The organism is Geodermatophilus sp. SYSU D00758, from assembly GCF_054049955.1.
This window is the reverse complement of the sequence record NZ_JBJGYK010000014.1, coordinates 55950-70827: the sequence shown is the minus strand read 5'-3', so window position 1 is coordinate 70827 and position 14878 is coordinate 55950. Positions and strand designations below refer to the sequence as shown.

Sequence of the window (14878 nt, the reverse complement as noted above, 5' to 3'; positions counted from 1 at the left end):
CGCGGGGACCGCACCGCGCGTCCTATTGACATTCGATAGGCGCCTATCGAAACTCGATGCATGCCCTAGGTGCGCCGGGCCGTCGGCCCGCTCCGGATCCTGCTCGCGATCGTCTTCGCGGCCCTCATCGCCGCGCAGGTCCTGGCCCTGCCCGCGATGGTGCCCGACCTGGCCGACCCCTCGCTGGAGCAGTCGTTCATGCGGTGGGCGATGCTCGCGGTCTCGGTGCTCGGGCTGCTGTGCGTGCAGGTCGTCATCGTCTGCACCTGGCAGCTGCTGACCCTGGTCGAGCACGACCGCATCTTCAGCGCCAGCTCCCTGCCGTGGGTCAATGCGATCGTGGCGGCGATCGCCCTCGGCTGGGCCATGCTGCTGGGCGCCTTCGTCTGCAGCTACTACTTCATCATCGACGAGGTCAGCGACGACCCGGTGCTGCCCGCCCTGCTGCTGGTGCTGCTGCTGGTCGGGGCCGTGGTGGGGCTGCTCATGGTGGTCATGCGCGCCCTGCTGCTGCAGGCCACGACGCTGCGGGCCGACATGGACGCGGTCATCTGATGCCCATCGTGGTGCGCATCGACGTCCAGCTGGCCCGGCGCAAGATGAGCGTGGGGGAGTTCGCCGAGCGGGTCGGGCTCACGCCGGCCAACGTGGCCGTGCTGAAGAACGGCCGGGCCAAGGCGGTCCGCTTCAGCACCCTCGAGGCCATGTGCCGGGTGCTGGACTGCCAGCCCGGCGACCTGCTCGAGTGGGTGCCCGGCGAGCACGGGGAGGCCCTCGGGGACGACCCGGCCACGCCGCACGCCCTCGACGGGGCCCGCCGGTGATCGAGGTCCGCGGCCTGACCAAGCGGTACGGCGACGTCCTGGCCGTCGACGACCTGACCTTCGACGTGCAGCCCGGGAAGGTCACCGGCTTCCTCGGCCCCAACGGGGCGGGCAAGTCGACGACGATGCGGATGGTCCTCGGCCTCGACCGGCCCACCTCGGGGCAGGCGCTGGTCGACGGCCGGCCGTTCGCCGGCCTCGCCGAACCGCTGCGCGAGGTGGGCGCCCTCCTCGACCCCGGCGCCGTGCACCCGGGCCGCACCGGCCGCAGCCACCTGCGCGTGGCCGCCCGCACCAACGGCATCCCGCAGCGCCGGGTGGACGAGGTGATCGAGCTGGTGGGGCTCGGCCGCGCCGCCCGCCGCCGGATCCGGGGCTACTCCCTGGGCATGCGCCAGCGCCTCGGCATCGCCGCGGCCCTGCTCGGCGATCCCCGCGTGCTGCTGTTCGACGAGCCGGTCAACGGGCTCGACCTCGACGGCGTGCGCTGGATCCGGGCGCTGCTGCGCCGGCTGGCCGACGAGGGCCGCACCGTGCTCGTCTCCAGCCACCTGCTCAGCGAGATGCAGCAGACCGCCGACCGCCTCGTCGTCATCGGCCGCGGCCGGCTGATCGCCGACGCCACGACCGAGGACATCCTGCGGGGGCTGGGCACCGCCGCGGTGCGGGTCCGGACGTCGCGGGCCGACGCGCTGGCCGCCGTCCTCCGGCAGCACGGCGCCACGGTGGAGCGCACCGGCGCGCACGAGCTGCAGGTCGCGGGCCGCAGCGCCGAGGAGGTGGGCGAGCTCGCCGACGCCGCCCGCGTCCCGCTGTCCCACCTCTCCGAGGCGGCGCAGTCGCTCGAGGACGCCTACCTGGCCCTCACCGGCGTCAGCGTGGAGTTCCCCGGCGGCCGCGCCGAGCCGGCCGGGACGGCGACCGGGGGCACCCCGTGACCGCGCCGGGAACCGCCCCCGCCGGGCGCACCCGCGCCGTCCCCACCCTGCGCGTGCTCGCCCGCACCGGGGCCGCCGAGTGGACCCGGCTGTGCACGGTGCGGGCGACCTGGTGGCTGCTGCTCGCCGCGGCCGTGGTGTGGACCGGCATCGGCACCCTCGCCGGCCTCGAGTCGGCCGGGGACACCCCGCAGGGCGACCCGGCGTGGGTGGTGGCCTCGGTCGCCACGATGCCGGCCCAGTTCCTCCTCCTGGTGCTCGCGCTGACCGCGGTGACCGGCGACCACGCCACCGGCGGCATCGTGCCGACGCTGCAGTGGACGCCGCGGCGCACCGTCCTGTTCACCGCGCGCACCCTCGTCCCGGTGGCCGTGACGACGGGCCTGGGCGTGCTGCTGGCGCTGGCCTCGGCCGTCGCGGCCTGGACCACGGCCCGGACCGCGGCCGGGCCGGTGCTCGGCCTGCCCGCCGGCGAGGGGGCCGAGGTGCTGGCCACGGTGGCCCTGGTCCTCGCCGCCGGCAGCGCGCTGGCCGTCGGGCTCGGGTTCCTGCTGCGCAGCACGGCCGGCGCCCTGGTCGCCGTCGTCCTGCTCATGCTGGTCCTCCCGCTGTTCCTGCCCCAGTTCCCCTTCGACTGGACCGCCGCGCTCGCCGAGGTCCTGCCCGGGTCCGGCGCGGCGTTCCTCCTGCTCGGCGAGGTGCCCGGGATGACGCAGGCCTCGGCGGTGGGCGTCCTGCTCGCCTGGGCCGGCGGCGCGCTGCTGCTGGGCTGGCTGCGGCTGGTCCGGGACGACGCGAACCGGTGACCGGGGCCCACGTCCCCGCCGACGTCCCCGCCGACGTCCTCGTCGTGGGCGCCGGGCTGGCCGGGCTGCACGCCGCCACCCTGCTGGCCCGGCACGGCCACGACGTGCTGCTCGCCGAGCGGCGCCCCGACCTCGGCGGGGCGGTCCGCACCACGGGCATCTTCGTCCGCAAGACCCTCGACGACTTCCCGCTGCCGGCCGAGCACCTCGGGCCGCCGATCCGGCGGGTGGTGCTCCACCCCCCGGGGCGCGGCCGCCCGGTGACGCTGGACAGCGCCCGCGACGAGTTCCGGGTGGGCGACATGGCGCCGCTGTACCGGGCGGCGGGCCGCGCCGCGGCCGACGCCGGCGTGCGGCTGGCGCTGGGCACCCGCTACGCCGGCCGGGGGGACGGGGCGCACGTCCTCGTCGGTCGGGGCGGCCCCGTCCGGGTGCGGGCGCGGTTCGTCGTCGGCGCCGACGGCGCCCGCTCCCGGGTCGCCCGCGACCTCGGCCTGGACCGCAACGACGCCCTGCTGGTCGGCGCCGAGGAGGTCTTCGCCGTCCCGCCCGGCGCGCGGGCGCCGGCCTTCCACTGCGTGCTCGACCCCTCGCTGGCCCCGGGCTACCTGGCCTGGGTGGTCGACGACGGCCGGCACGCCCACGTCGGCGTGGCCGGCTACCCCGACCGCTTCCCCGACGGCCTGCGCGGCGCCCTCGAGCGGTTCCGGGCCACGGCGCCGGGCCTGCCCCCCGCCGCGCGCCCGGGGGAGGTCGAGCGGCGCGGCGGCCCCATCCCCGTCGGCGGGGTGCTGCGCCGGATCAGCTGCCCGGACGGGCTCCTGGTCGGGGATGCGGCCGGTGCGGTGTCCCCGCTGACCGCCGGCGGGCTCGACCCCTGCCTGCGGCTGTCGGAGCACGCCGCCGCCGTCCTGGACGAGGCCCTGCGCACCGGCCGGCCCGAGCGGCTGTCGGCCTACGACGGCGCCGCGCTGCGCGCCCGCTTCCGGGGCCGGCTCCTGCTGCGCCGGGGGCTGGCCGGGGTGCGCACCCCGGCGGTGGCCGCGGCGGCCTTCGCCGTGCTGTGCACCCCTCCCGGGCGGGCCGCCGCCCGCCGCGTCCTCTTCGGCGACCGCTCCTTCCCGGCCCCCGGGTGACGGAGCCTCCGCCAGGCCGGGCCGGGCCGGCCACCGTACCGTTATCCCCAACCTCCGTGCCGCAACGGCGGCCGCTGCGGTGGGGGGGCGGACCGGTCGGCGACGGGGAGCGGATCACCCGGCCCGCGAGGCGGTCACGGGCCGCCCAGCAGCCAGGCGAGGACGACGCACGCCATCAGGATGCCGGCGGTGAGGGCGAGGGCCGCGGCCGCGAAGGCGAGGCTGTACCCGTCGTCGTCCGGGGCGGTCGGATCGGGGAGCCCGGGAGGGTCGGGCGGGTCGGGGTGGCGCACGTCGAGCCCGGTCATCGGGGACCTCCTCGGCCGAACACACCGGTGCCCGGCAGCCTGCCGGGGACCGGCGGGCGCCGGCCTCGTCCGCCGGGGACGAGAGGTCGCCGCAGGAGGGGCCGAGGACCCTCCGCGCGGGGCGGACCGGAACTGTCGCAAGCCTCTCGATCGTCGTAGTTCCGGAGGTGCGATGGACGCCCGACCGGTCGCAGCGGAACGCGGCGCACGGCTCTCCGGGGTGCCCGCGCGAAGACGGCCGTGCCCCGGCTCCCCCGGGGTACGTGCAGCGCCCCCGGTTGCTGGCGGCGCTCGAGGCCGCCGCCCCCGGCCAGGTCGTCGTGGTGTCCGCACCGGCCGGCTTCGGCAAGACCCTGCTCCTGGCCGACTGGGTGCGCCGCGGCCCCGCTGGCGCCTCCCGTGGTCGCCCTCGTCGCCCTGCTCGAGCACGGCGTCGCCCTGGCCGCCGGGCACCAGGAGCAGGCCCGTGCCGCGCTGCGGTGGGCGGAGGGCGCGCTGGGCGACGGCGGCGAGGTGGCCCTGATGATGCGGGCAGCGCGGCCGGCCACCCTCGGCCGGCCCGCCGCCGCGGGCGAGGTGCTGGCCCCGGTGCTGGCCGGTAGCCGGCCCCCCGTCACCGGCTGGGCGGTCGTGGAGGCGTGGGTGCTGGCCGGCCGGCTCGCGCTGCAGGAGGGCCGGCCGGCGCGGGTCCGCACCGCCCTGGGCCGGGCCCTGGCGCTCGCGCGGGAGACCGACGTCCTGCGGCCGCTGGCCCTCGCGCCGGGGGAGGTCCTCGACGTCCTGGCCGGCCACGTGGGCGGCTTCGGGTCGCTGGAGACCACCGCCCGGCGGGTGCTCGGCGCCCGGCACGCGCTGGGCCGGGAGGGGCGGCCGGCGGCGCTGACCGAGCGCGAGCTGGCGGTCCTGCGGCTGCTGCCGTCGCAGCGGTCCTTCGAGGAGATCGCCGACGACCTGACCGTCTCGCACAGCACGGCGAAGACCCACGTCCGCGCCATCTACGGCAAGCTCGGGGTGAACACCCGGCGCGACGCGGTGCACCGCGCCCGGCGGCAGGGCATCCTCGCCGTCGCCCCGCCGGGCGACGGCGCCCGCTGAGCCCGGCGGTCAGAGGTCGCGGCGGCGGAAGGCCATGGCCGCCAGGCCGAGGACCAGCGCCACCCACAGCGCGGCCCAGGCCAGGTAGGCCGGCGTGAGCGGCGCCTCGCCGAGGAAGGGGAAGCCGTCGAAGCCGGGGCCCAGGGTGGTGAGCAGGGTGGGGTCCTGGAAGGCGTGCATGGCCCCGCGCCACAGGCCGTCGGTCGGCAGGAGCATCCGTGAGACGGTCCCGACCCGGGCCACGCCCTCGTTGCCGAGCGACTCGCCGATGCCGCCGACGACGCCGGCGATCCAGGTGGCCCCGAAGAGCCCCACCGCCACGACGCCCGAGGCCATGGGCGAGATGACGGTGGCCAGCAGCAGACCGAGGGTGAGCAGCACGGCCGTCTGCCCGGCGAGCAGCGCCAGGCCGGTCACCGGTTGCGGGGGCCAGTAGCCGACGGTGACCTGCACGACGAGGAACTGGGCGAGCCCGGCCAGCACCACGAAGCCGGTGCCGAAGGCGACCAGCCCCAGCCACTTGCCGACCAGCACCGCCGAGCGCCGGACCGGCCGGGCCAGCATCGCCAGCGCCGTCCCCGACTCGACCTCGCCGGCCAGGGTCGGCCCGGCGAGGAACGCCGTGCCCAGCGCGGCGATGAGGCTGAACCCGAACATGACCAGGTTGAGCACCGTGGCCGCGGCGAAGCGGGCCTCGCCGCTGGTGAGGCCGCCGAACTCGGTGGAGATCCGCGAGAAGCCCCAGGCCGAGAGGGCCAGCAGGACGACCGTCAGGCCGGCCAGCGCGCGCAGCACCTTGCGGCGGGCGGCCTCCCGGAGGGTGAGCCCGGCGATCGTGAGGACGACGCGAGCGGTCACCGCTGCTCCCCGGTGCGCAGGATGTCCAGCAGCCGCTCCTCGAGGCTGACCCGGCCGGGTTCGACCGCGTGCACCCGGACCCCGAGGGCCACCAGGTCGGCCACGAGCTCGGGCACCCGGGCGGTGCCGTCGTCCGCGGTGCCGTCGTCCGCGGTGTCGTCGTCGGCCAGCTCGACGGTGAACCAGTCCCCGGTGCGGGTCAGCCGGCCGGCGACGGCGAGCCGCCGCTCGGCCGCCGCCCCGACCCCGTCCAGCCGCAGCCGCACCTCGCGCCGGCCCAGCAGCTCCGCAAGGGTGCCCGCGGCGGCCACCCGGCCCCGGTCGAGGATGACGACCCGGTCGCACACCCGCTCCACCTCGCCGATGAGGTGCGAGTTCAGCAGCACCGCGACCCCGCGCTCCTTGAGGGAGAGGACGAGGTCGCGCACGTCGACCCGGCCGAGGGGGTCCAGGGCGCTGGTCGGCTCGTCGAGGACGACGAGCTCCGGGCGGGCCACCAGCGCGACGGCCAGGCCCAGCCGCTGCTGCATGCCCTTGGAGAAGCCGCCCACCCGGTCGCCGGCGCGCTCGGCCAGCCCCACCAGGGCCAGGCACTCCCGCTGCTCGGCGGCCGGCACGGCCGCGCCGGCCAGCCGCACGTGCAGCCTCAGCACCTCGGCCGCGGTGAGCCAGGGCTGGTAGCGGAACAGCTCGGGCAGGTAGCCGACGCGGGCGCGGGCCTGCGGGTCCCGCGCCGGCCGACCGAGCAGCAGCACCTCCCCGGCGTCGGGCCGGACGAGGCCCAGCAGCATCTTGATCACGCTGGTCTTGCCGGCCCCGTTCGGCCCGAGCAGCCCCAGCACCTCGCCGCGGCCCACGGCGAAGGACACGCCGTCGACCGCGGTCCGCCGCCCGTACCGCTTGCGCAGGCCCGAGCACCACACCGCCGCGGACGGTGGCAGGTCGGCGAGCAGCTGCCGCGCCGTGTCCAGCCGTGCGGGGTCGAGGTGCGCGGGGTCGAGGTGCGCGGTGCCGGGGGAGGAGCCGCCCCGGCGGGCGGCGGGGCCGGCGGTCACCGCTACCGCAGCCCGCGGGCCACGGCCAGCACCTCGTCGGCGCTCAGCGACCCGGCCACCGCGGTCACCACGCCGTCCTCGACCCACACCACGCCGGCCAGCACGCCGTCCCGCGAGGTGAGCACCGTGGCGGGCAGCCCGTCGACGTCGGCGGGGGCGCTGCTGACGAAGTCGGCCGGCACCGGCAGGGGCAGCGTCGTCCCGTCCGCGGTGAAGGCCCGCAGCTGGGCGGCGAGGTCCCCGGGCAGGCCGGGCAGGGAGAGGACGTAGTCGCGGGCGGTCTCGAAGGGGACGCCCGAGGAGTCGGCGGTGGGCGCCACCGCGCGGCCCACGACCAGGGCCGGCAGGCCGCTGGCGCCCGGCCACACGGCGGCCACCCCGGGGCCGGCGGTCAGCCGGAACCGGCTGCCGTCCAGACCGGGGGGCGGGGGCGGCAGCGTCCCGCCGGACGCCTGCGCCGCCTGCTCGGCCGAGAAGGTGAACACCACGCTGAGCGGGCCGCCGGCCTGGTACGCCGGCGCCCCGGTCACGCCGCCGGGCAGCTGCTCGACCTGCGGGACGGCGAGCCCGGTGGCGGCCTCCGCGGCGGCGGCGTCGGCCACCCCGCGGACGTCGGGCTCCTCGAGCACCTCCACCTCGCCGAAGGCGGACAGGTCGGGCAGGGACACCAGGTCCGCCTGGGTGATCGCCACCGGGGCGACCTGCTCGGTCCGGAAGATCTGCAGCCAGTCCGCGGCGGCCGCGGCGCCGGCCCCGGTGAGCAGGGCCACCACGCCGACGACGGCGACCACCGGGCTGCGCAGCAGGGCGCGCCGGCGGGGGGCCGGGGCGCGGGCCGGCACCGGCCGGCGCCCGTCCGCGGCGACCGCGTGCGACAGCCGGCGCCACCCGGAGTCGACGTCCACGGCCGGTGTGGCGGCCAGCGCCGCGCCGGTGGCCGCCGCGTCCTCGCGGGCGGTGGCCAGCCCGGACAGGCAGACGGGGCAGGCGGCGACGTGCTCGCGGTCGGCGTCGGCGACCCCGGCCGGCTCGTCCAGGAGACGGCGCAGCGTGCCGTCAGTGGGATGACGCATGACGGTTCAACTCCTCGCGCAGGGCGGACTCGGCGCGTCGGACGGTGGTGCCGACGCTGCCGGGGGACAGATCGAGGGCGGCGGCGACCTCGGCGTAGGACAGGCCGCTGTGCCGGAGGACGAGGGCGACGGCCTGCCGGCGCGGGAGCCGCCGCAGCGCCGCCCGCACGCGGCGGCGCTCGTCGAGGGTCACGACCGCGTCGGCCACGTCCGGGGAGACGGCCTCGCCGTCGCCGGCCGCCTCCTCGCGCGCGGCGCGGCGGCGGTCGGACCGCAGGTGGTTGAGCGCGGTGTGGGCGGCGGCCACGGACAGCCACCCACCGGCCTCGCCGGCCGGGACCGAGGACCGGGCGAAGGCCAGGAAGACCTCCTGGGCGACGTCCTCCGCCGCGTCGCGGGCACCCAGCACGCGGGCGGCGACGGCGACGACCCGCGGGTAGGCGGTGCGGAAGACCTGCTCGAGGTCGGCCCGGACGGCCCCGCCCCCCCGAGGAGTCGCCACGGCTCCGCCGTCCTCCCGCTCCGCCCGTCCGGCCGCCGCGCCGCGCCCGCCCGGGGACAGGATGCGCGGTACCGCGGCGGCGGGTGCGGTCGCACCGCGCCATGGGATGTCCACGTCTGCAGAGCACCGCCGACGCCCCGGATGTGACACGGACGGCGGCAGGCGTACCCGTACCGGGGCTCCCGCCGCCGGCCTCCTCCGGGGACCGGCGCGACCGGGCCCTGCTCGGGCCCGTCGTCAGGGGGAGCGGGGACGGCGCCGACGTCCCGACCGCCGTCCCGGGGCGACCGCTGAGGGCTGCACCGGGCCGACCGTGCCCCGGCGGGGTGGTCGCCGTCGGGGGCGTCGTCCCGGTCCCCGTTCTCGGCAGGCCGACCGATGTGTCGCGTGCGACTCTTCTCGGCGGGGACCGGACCCGCGCAACCCGTCGCGCCCGGAGCGGTCCCCGCCTCCGACGACGATGGGGATCCCGCCTGTGGACGTGGTCGACCTCTCCCGCTTCCAGTTCGCCTCGACCAGCATCTTCCACTTCTTCTTCGTCTCGCTGACCGTCGGCCTGGCCTTCCTCATCGCCGTGATGGAGACCTTCGCCCACGTCCGCAGCGAGCGCCGCGAGCTCTACGGCCGGATGACCAACTTCTTCGGCCACCTGTTCCTCATCAACTTCGCCGTCGGCGTGGTGACCGGCATCGTCCAGGAGTTCCAGTTCGGGATGAACTGGAGCGAGTACTCCTACTTCGTCGGCAACATCTTCGGCGTCCCGCTGGCGCTCGAGGTGCTCATGGCCTTCTTCCTCGAGAGCACCTTCATCGGGCTGTGGTGGTTCGGCAAGGACCGGCTCAAGCCCTGGATGCGGCTGGCCAGCATCTGGCTGGTGGCGATCGGGACCCAGATCAGCGCATTCTGGATCGTCCTGGCCAACGCGTGGATGCACCGCCCGGTCGGCTACGAGGTGGTCGACGGGCAGGCCCGCCTCACCGACTTCGGCGCCGTCGTCTTCAACTACAAGGCCTGGCTGTACTTCGCCCACGTGCAGGGCAGCGCCTGGACGGTCGCCGGCTTCTTCGTGCTCGCGATCAGCGCGTTCCACCTGCTGCGCCGGCAGAACGTGGACGTGTACTCCCGGGCGCTGCGCATCGCGCTGGTGTTCGCCGCCGTCGGGACGGTCTTCTCCGCCACCAGCGGCCACACCGAGGCGCAGGTGGCCCGCGAGGACCAGCCGATGAAGTTCGCGGCCATGGAGGCGCAGTGGGAGACCTCGGAGTCCCCGGCCCCGTGGTCGCTGTTCGCGATCATCGACGAGGAGGAGCGCACCAACCGGTTCAACGTCGAGATCCCGTTCGTCGGGTCGATCCTCGCCTACAACAGCCTCGAGGGCCGCTACGAGGGGATCAACCAGCTCGAGGAGGAGTACGACGAGCTCTACGGCCCCGGGGACTACGTGCCGCCGGTGACCTGGGTGTACTGGTCCTTCCGGATCATGGTGGCGATCGGGGTGCTGCTGCTCGCCACCGCCTTCCTCGGCCTGTTCCTGTGGTGGCGCAGGCGCGGCCGGCTGGACGAGACCCGGTGGTACCTGCGCGCGCTGGTGCTCATGGTCCCGCTGCCGTGGATCGCCAACTTCACCGGCTGGATGGTCACCGAGATGGGCCGCCAGCCGTTCATGGTCTACGGGTTGCTGACCGTGGAGGAGGGGGTCAGCAACAACACCGCCGGTGAGGTCCTCGCCGGCCTGGTCGGGCTGTGGGCGGTGTACCTGGCTCTCATCGGGCTCGACATCTTCCTGCTGACCGTCACCGCGCGGGCCGGCATCCACCGGACGCCGGAGGCCCAGCTGGTCGCCGCCCCCGCCCCCAGCTACGACGGGCCGGGCTTCCAGGGCTACGAGAGGCGGGACTGACGGTGGACCTCGTCGCGCTGTGGTTCTGGCTGATCGCGCTCACCTTCACCCTCTACTTCTTCCTCGAGGGCTTCGACTTCGGCGTGGACATCCTCCGGCCCACGCTGGCCCGGACCGAGGCGGAGGAGCGCGCCCTCACCGGCACCATCGGCCCGTTCTGGGACGGCAACGAGGTGTGGGTGATCGCGGCCGCCGGGCTGATGTTCTCCACGTTCCCCATCTGGTACGGCGCGGTCTTCAGCGGCATGTACCCGCTGTTCGTGCTGATCCTGCTGGCCCTGCTGCTGCGCGGGGTCGCCTTCGAGTACCGCAACCAGGTGGACAGGGAGCGCTGGCGGGACTTCTGGGACTGGATGTCCTTCGGGGGCAGCGTCGTCCCGTCCTTCCTCTGGGGCGTGGTGATGGCCAAGATCATCGAGGGGCTGCCGGTCACCGGGGACCGGGAGGTCGCCAGCGGGTTCGTCGAGCTGTTCACCCCCTTCTCCCTCGTCGGGGGCTTCACCACGCTGCTGCTGTTCATGCTGCACGGCGCGAACTTCCTCCTCCTGCGCCTGCACACCGACACCCCGCTGTACGCCCGGGCGCGGCAGGCGGCGCTGCGCTGGGGGGCGCTGGCCACGGTCGCGATCGTCGGCTTCGTCGTCATGGGGTACGTCACCGAGGACCTGTTCGAGGACTTCGGGGTCGCCTCCTGGCTGTTCCCGGTCGCGGCCTTCCTGACGCTGGCCAGCATCTGGCTGGCCCTGTCGCTGCGGCGGGACACGCTGGCGTTCGTGATGAGCGGCCTGACGGTGCTCTTCGCCACCGTCACGGTCTTCATCGCGCTGTTCACCCGCGGGGAGGTGCTGCCCTCCACGCTGGACCCCGACTTCGGCCTGGACCTCCGGGAGTCGGCCGCCCAGCCGGAGACGCTGGAGCTGATGACCTGGGTCGGCGGCATCTTCCTCCCGCTGATCATCGGCTACCAGATCTGGAACTACTACGTGTTCCGCGAGCGGGTGCGGCCCGACGAGGGCGCCCTCAGCAAGGGCTACTGATGGGGCGGGCGGACCCGCGGTGAGGAGCGGCGCCACGGGCCGGGTGCTCGCCCTGCCCGTCGCCCGGCGGCTGGGGGTCACCTGCGGGGTGCTCGCCGTCCTCGCCTGGTCGCTGGTCGTCCTCCAGTGGGCCCTGGTGGCGGCCGTCGTCGCGCGGGTGGCCGGGGGCGTGGCGACGCCGGCCGGTGCGGCCGGGCTGCTGGCCGGTGCCCTCCTGGCCTGGTGGTCGCGGGCCGGGGTGCTGGGCCTGCGCGACCTGCTCGCGGCCCGGGCCTCGGCGCAGGCCCGGCGCGGCGCCCGGGAGGCGCTGGTGGCCAAGCTGCTCCGCCTCGGCCCCGAGGTCATGGTCGGGCAGCGCGCCGGCGAGCTGGTCACCACCGCGACGGCCGGCGTCGGACGGCTGGACGGCATCGTCGCCCGGCTGCTGCCCGGGGCGGTCTGGGCCGCGGTGCTGCCGCCGCTGCTGGTCGCCACCGTGCTCGTCCTGGACCTGCCGAGCGGTGGGCTGCTGCTGCTCACCGGACCGCTGCTCGTGCTGTTCCTCTGGCTGGTCGGCGGCCTGGCCGAGCGCTCGGCCCGGGAGCAGTGGGGCACGCTCGGCCGGCTCGGGGCGGTCCTCGTCGACACGCTCCGGGCGCTGCCCACGTTGGTGGCCTACGGCCGGGCCGACCGCAGCCGGCGGGAGCTCACCGAGGTCAGCGAGGCCCACCGGGCCACCACGATGCGGGTGCTGCGGACGGCGTTCCTCTCCGGGTTCGTCCTCGAGTTCGGCGCCGTGCTGTGCACCGCCCTGGTGGCGGTCACCGTGGGGGTGCGGCTGTTCGAGGGACACCTGGGGTTCGAGCGCGCCCTGCTGGTCCTGCTGCTCACCCCGGAGTTCTTCGCCCCGCTGCGGGCGCTGGGCGCCGACCGCCACGCCGCCCTCGAGGGCCGGCCGGCCGCCGAGCGGCTGTTCGCCGTCCTCGACCTGCCGGAACCGGCCCGGGGCAGCGGGCCGGTCGGCGACGGCGTCCCGCACCTGCGGCTGCGGGGGGTGGGCCTGCGGCCGGACGGGCGCACCGTCCTCGGCGGGGTGGACCTGGACCTGCCCCCGGGCTCCCGGACGGCGGTCGTCGGGCCCAGCGGCGCGGGCAAGAGCAGCCTGCTGCACCTGCTGCTCGGGCTGCGCGACCCCGACGAGGGCGAGGTCCTCGTCGACGGCGTCCCGCTGGCGGCACTGGACCCGGCGGCCTGGCGGGCCCGCGTGGCCTACGTGCCCGAGCGACCGTGGCTGCTGCCCGGCACCGTCGCCGACAACGTGCGGCTGGGCCGCCCCACCGCCGGGGTCGCCGAGGTCGAGGAGGCGCTGCGCCGCGCGCACGCCCTCGAGTTCGTCCGCGGCCTGCCCCGCGGCCTGGACACCCCGCTCGGGGAGGACGGCGCCCGGCTCTCCGGCGGGGAGCGGCTGCGGCTGGCGCTGGCCCGGGCCTTCGTCAAGAACGCCCCGGTCGTCGTCCTCGACGAGCCCACCGGGCAGCTCGACGCCGCGGCCGAGGCCGCCGTCCTCACCGCCCTGGAGGAGCTCGCCGCCGGCCGCACCGTCGTCACCGTCACCCACCGCACCGCGCCGCTGGGCCTGCACGACCGGGTCGTGCACCTCGACGCCGGCCGGCTCCGCGAGGCCGAGGCGGCCCCGTGAGGGACGTGCTGCTCCTGGTGCACCGCGGCCGGGCGGCGCTGGCCGTCGTCCTCGGCGCGCTGACCGTGCTCGCCGGCGCCGCGCTGCTGGCCACGTCCGGGGCGCTGATCACCGGGGCGGCGCAGCAGCCGGCCACGCTGCTGGTCCTCATGCCGCTCATCACGGGGGTGCGGCTGTTCGGCGTGGCGCGCGCCGCGCTGCGCTACGCCGAGCGGCTGGTCTCCCACGACGTCACCCTCCGGGCGGTCGCCGGCCTGCGGGCCACCGTGCTGGCCCGGCTCGTGCCGCTGGCGCCGGCCGCCCTCACCGGCGCCCGCGGCGGCGAGCTGCTGGCGCGGGTGCGCGCCGACGTCGACGAGCTGCAGGGCGTGTTCCTGCGGCTGGTGGCGCCCACGGCCGTCGCCGTCCTCGCGGGCGGGGCGGCCGTCGGGCTCACCGCGCTGGTCTCCCCGCCGCTGGCCCTCGTGCTCGCCGCGCTGCTGCTCGCCCTGGGGGTGGCCGTGCCCGCGGTCGCCCGGCGCGCCGGCCGGGGCGCCGCCGTGGCCGCGGCCCGGGCCGACGCCGCCTTCGGCGCCGACGCCCTCGACCTGGTCCGCGGCCTGGCCGACCACGTCACGGGGGACGGCGGGACCACCGCGCGCCGGGGTCTGGACGACTCGCTGTCCGCGCAGGAGGCGGCCGAGCGGGCCGGGGCCCGGCTCACCGCGGTCACGACCGTGCTGCGCGAGGGCGTGCCGGGCCTCGGCGTCCTCGCCGCGCTGCTGCTGGTGGGCCAGGACGTCGCGACCGGCCGGACCGACCCGGTGCTGCTCGCCGCCGCCGCCCTGGGTGTCCTCGGCTCGTTCGAGGCCGTGGGCGGGCTCGGTGCCGCCTGGGGGGCGGCCGGGGGCCTGCGCGCCGCGGCCGGGCGGGTCCGCGACCTCGGCCGGGTGCCGCCCGCGGTCACGGACCCGGCGCGGCCCCGTCCGCGGCCCGCGGGAGCCGTCCTGCGCCTGGAGGCGGTCACCGTCGGCCACCCGGGCACCCGCCGGGCGGCGCTGCGCGGGTTCGACCTGACCGTGGGGGAGGGGGACAAGGTCGCCCTGGCCGGTCCCAGCGGCGCGGGCAAGAGCACCGTCCTCGCGCTGGCCCTGCGCGCCCTCGACCCGGGTGCCGGGCGGGTCACCCTCGGCGGCGCCGACCTGCGCGAACTGGCCCTCGCCGACGTCCGCGCGACCACGGCCTGGGCACCGCAGGTCCCGCAGGTGCTGGGGGGCACCCTGGCCGGCAACCTGCTGCTGGCCCGCGAGGACGCCGACGACGCGACCCTGGTCGCCGCCCTCGAGGCGGTGGAGCTCGGCGGGCTGCTGGCGACCGTGGGCCTGCACGGCTGGGTCGGGGAGTCCGGGGAGCGGCTCTCGGCCGGGGAGCGGGCCCGCGTCGGGCTGGCGCGCGCGCTGCTGCGCCCGGCCCGCCTGCTCCTGCTGGACGAGCCGACCGCCCACCTGGACGGGCCGCTGGCCGCCCGGCTGCTCGACCGGCTCGCGGCCGACGAGCGCGGGGTGCTGCTGGTCACCCACTCCGCGGACGCGCTGGGGCCGGGCTGGCGGGTGGTCCACCTCGCGACGCACCCGGCACGGGAGGCGCCCGCGGCCGGCTGAGCGCCGCCGCGGCGGTGTGGGCGTTGGC

At 77.1% G+C, this 14878-nt stretch carries 15 protein-coding genes; 10 read left to right on the top strand and 5 right to left on the bottom strand.

From position 1 onward, the window contains the following. Positions 1–69: 69 nt before the first annotated feature. Genes ACI8AC_RS12305 through ACI8AC_RS12285 form a run of 5 tightly spaced genes read left to right on the top strand, consistent with a single transcriptional unit; the run spans position 70 to position 3704 of the window. Positions 70–555, top strand: coding sequence for a DUF2975 domain-containing protein (locus ACI8AC_RS12305; protein ID WP_456898067.1), 486 nt, complete (start codon positions 70–72; stop codon positions 553–555). Beyond that, positions 555–824 (top strand): helix-turn-helix domain-containing protein, encoded by a 270-nt coding sequence (locus ACI8AC_RS12300; protein ID WP_456898066.1) that lies wholly within the window; start codon positions 555–557, stop codon positions 822–824. The genes ACI8AC_RS12305 and ACI8AC_RS12300 overlap by 1 nt, the downstream gene beginning before the upstream one ends. Continuing rightward, the gene (locus ACI8AC_RS12295; RefSeq protein WP_456898065.1) at positions 821–1762 is read left to right on the top strand and encodes an ABC transporter ATP-binding protein; all 942 of its coding nucleotides are present in this window, start codon (positions 821–823) and stop codon (positions 1760–1762) included. The genes ACI8AC_RS12300 and ACI8AC_RS12295 overlap by 4 nt, the downstream gene beginning before the upstream one ends. Continuing rightward, a complete protein-coding gene (locus tag ACI8AC_RS12290; protein WP_456898064.1) occupies positions 1759–2568 on the top strand; it encodes a hypothetical protein in 810 nt (269 codons plus the stop codon). Before ACI8AC_RS12295 ends, ACI8AC_RS12290 begins: the two co-directional genes overlap by 4 nt. Continuing rightward, a complete protein-coding gene (locus tag ACI8AC_RS12285; protein WP_456898063.1) occupies positions 2565–3704 on the top strand; it encodes an FAD-dependent oxidoreductase in 1140 nt (379 codons plus the stop codon). The genes ACI8AC_RS12290 and ACI8AC_RS12285 overlap by 4 nt, the downstream gene beginning before the upstream one ends. Before the next feature lie 134 nt (positions 3705–3838). Here ACI8AC_RS12285 and ACI8AC_RS12280 read toward each other — a convergent pair whose 3' ends face one another. Further along, positions 3839–4012 (bottom strand): hypothetical protein, encoded by a 174-nt coding sequence (locus ACI8AC_RS12280; RefSeq protein ID WP_456898062.1) that lies wholly within the window; start codon positions 4010–4012, stop codon positions 3839–3841. A 399-nt stretch (positions 4013–4411) separates the two neighbouring features. Here ACI8AC_RS12280 and ACI8AC_RS12275 point away from each other — a divergent pair, with 399 nt between their 5' ends. Continuing rightward, positions 4412–5107 carry a LuxR C-terminal-related transcriptional regulator gene (locus ACI8AC_RS12275; protein ID WP_456898061.1) on the top strand — a complete coding sequence of 232 codons (696 nt, stop codon included), beginning with the start codon at positions 4412–4414 and terminating at the stop codon, positions 5105–5107. 9 nt (positions 5108–5116) lie between these two features. On the opposite strand, the gene ACI8AC_RS12270 is transcribed toward ACI8AC_RS12275, so the two are convergent. Genes ACI8AC_RS12270 through ACI8AC_RS12255 form a run of 4 tightly spaced genes read right to left on the bottom strand, consistent with a single transcriptional unit; the run spans position 5117 to position 8595 of the window. Beyond that, the gene (locus ACI8AC_RS12270) at positions 5117–5965 is read right to left on the bottom strand and encodes an ABC transporter permease (RefSeq protein WP_456898060.1); all 849 of its coding nucleotides are present in this window, start codon (positions 5963–5965) and stop codon (positions 5117–5119) included. After that, positions 5962–7020: an ABC transporter ATP-binding protein gene (locus tag ACI8AC_RS12265; protein WP_456898059.1), complete on the bottom strand. Its 1059-nt coding sequence runs from the start codon at positions 7018–7020 to the stop codon at positions 5962–5964. The genes ACI8AC_RS12270 and ACI8AC_RS12265 overlap by 4 nt, the downstream gene beginning before the upstream one ends. A gap of 2 nt (positions 7021–7022) precedes the next feature. After that, complete coding sequence (locus ACI8AC_RS12260) at positions 7023–8093, bottom strand: hypothetical protein (protein WP_456898058.1); 1071 nt, start codon at positions 8091–8093, stop codon at positions 7023–7025. After that, entirely contained in the window at positions 8077–8595 is a 519-nt protein-coding gene (locus ACI8AC_RS12255) for a sigma-70 family RNA polymerase sigma factor (RefSeq protein ID WP_456898057.1), read from the bottom strand. Before ACI8AC_RS12255 ends, ACI8AC_RS12260 begins: the two co-directional genes overlap by 17 nt. Positions 8596–9070: 475 nt before the next feature. Here ACI8AC_RS12255 and ACI8AC_RS12250 point away from each other — a divergent pair, with 475 nt between their 5' ends. Genes ACI8AC_RS12250 through cydC form a run of 4 tightly spaced genes read left to right on the top strand, consistent with a single transcriptional unit; the run spans position 9071 to position 14850 of the window. After that, on the top strand, positions 9071–10495 hold the full coding sequence (locus ACI8AC_RS12250; protein ID WP_456898056.1) for a cytochrome ubiquinol oxidase subunit I: 1425 nt from the start codon (positions 9071–9073) through the stop codon (positions 10493–10495). Positions 10496–10497: 2 nt separating this feature from the next. Beyond that, positions 10498–11532: a cytochrome d ubiquinol oxidase subunit II gene (gene cydB, locus ACI8AC_RS12245; RefSeq protein WP_456898055.1), complete on the top strand. Its 1035-nt coding sequence runs from the start codon at positions 10498–10500 to the stop codon at positions 11530–11532. Between the two features lie 19 nt (positions 11533–11551). Continuing rightward, entirely contained in the window at positions 11552–13210 is a 1659-nt protein-coding gene (gene cydD, locus ACI8AC_RS12240) for a thiol reductant ABC exporter subunit CydD (protein WP_456898054.1), read from the top strand. Continuing rightward, the gene (cydC, locus tag ACI8AC_RS12235) at positions 13207–14850 is read left to right on the top strand and encodes a thiol reductant ABC exporter subunit CydC (RefSeq protein ID WP_456898053.1); all 1644 of its coding nucleotides are present in this window, start codon (positions 13207–13209) and stop codon (positions 14848–14850) included. The genes cydD and cydC overlap by 4 nt, the downstream gene beginning before the upstream one ends. Positions 14851–14878 lie beyond the last annotated feature (28 nt).

Excerpts from the sequence above, each read along its gene's own strand:
- ACI8AC_RS12300 (WP_456898066.1), top strand. The coding sequence starts at position 555 with ATGCCCATCGTGGTGCGCATCGACGTCCAGCTGGCCCGGCGCAAGATG.
- ACI8AC_RS12280 (WP_456898062.1), bottom strand. The coding sequence starts at position 4,012 with ATGACCGGGCTCGACGTGCGCCACCCCGACCCGCCCGACCCTCCCGGG.
- ACI8AC_RS12260 (WP_456898058.1), bottom strand. The coding sequence starts at position 8,093 with ATGCGTCATCCCACTGACGGCACGCTGCGCCGTCTCCTGGACGAGCCG.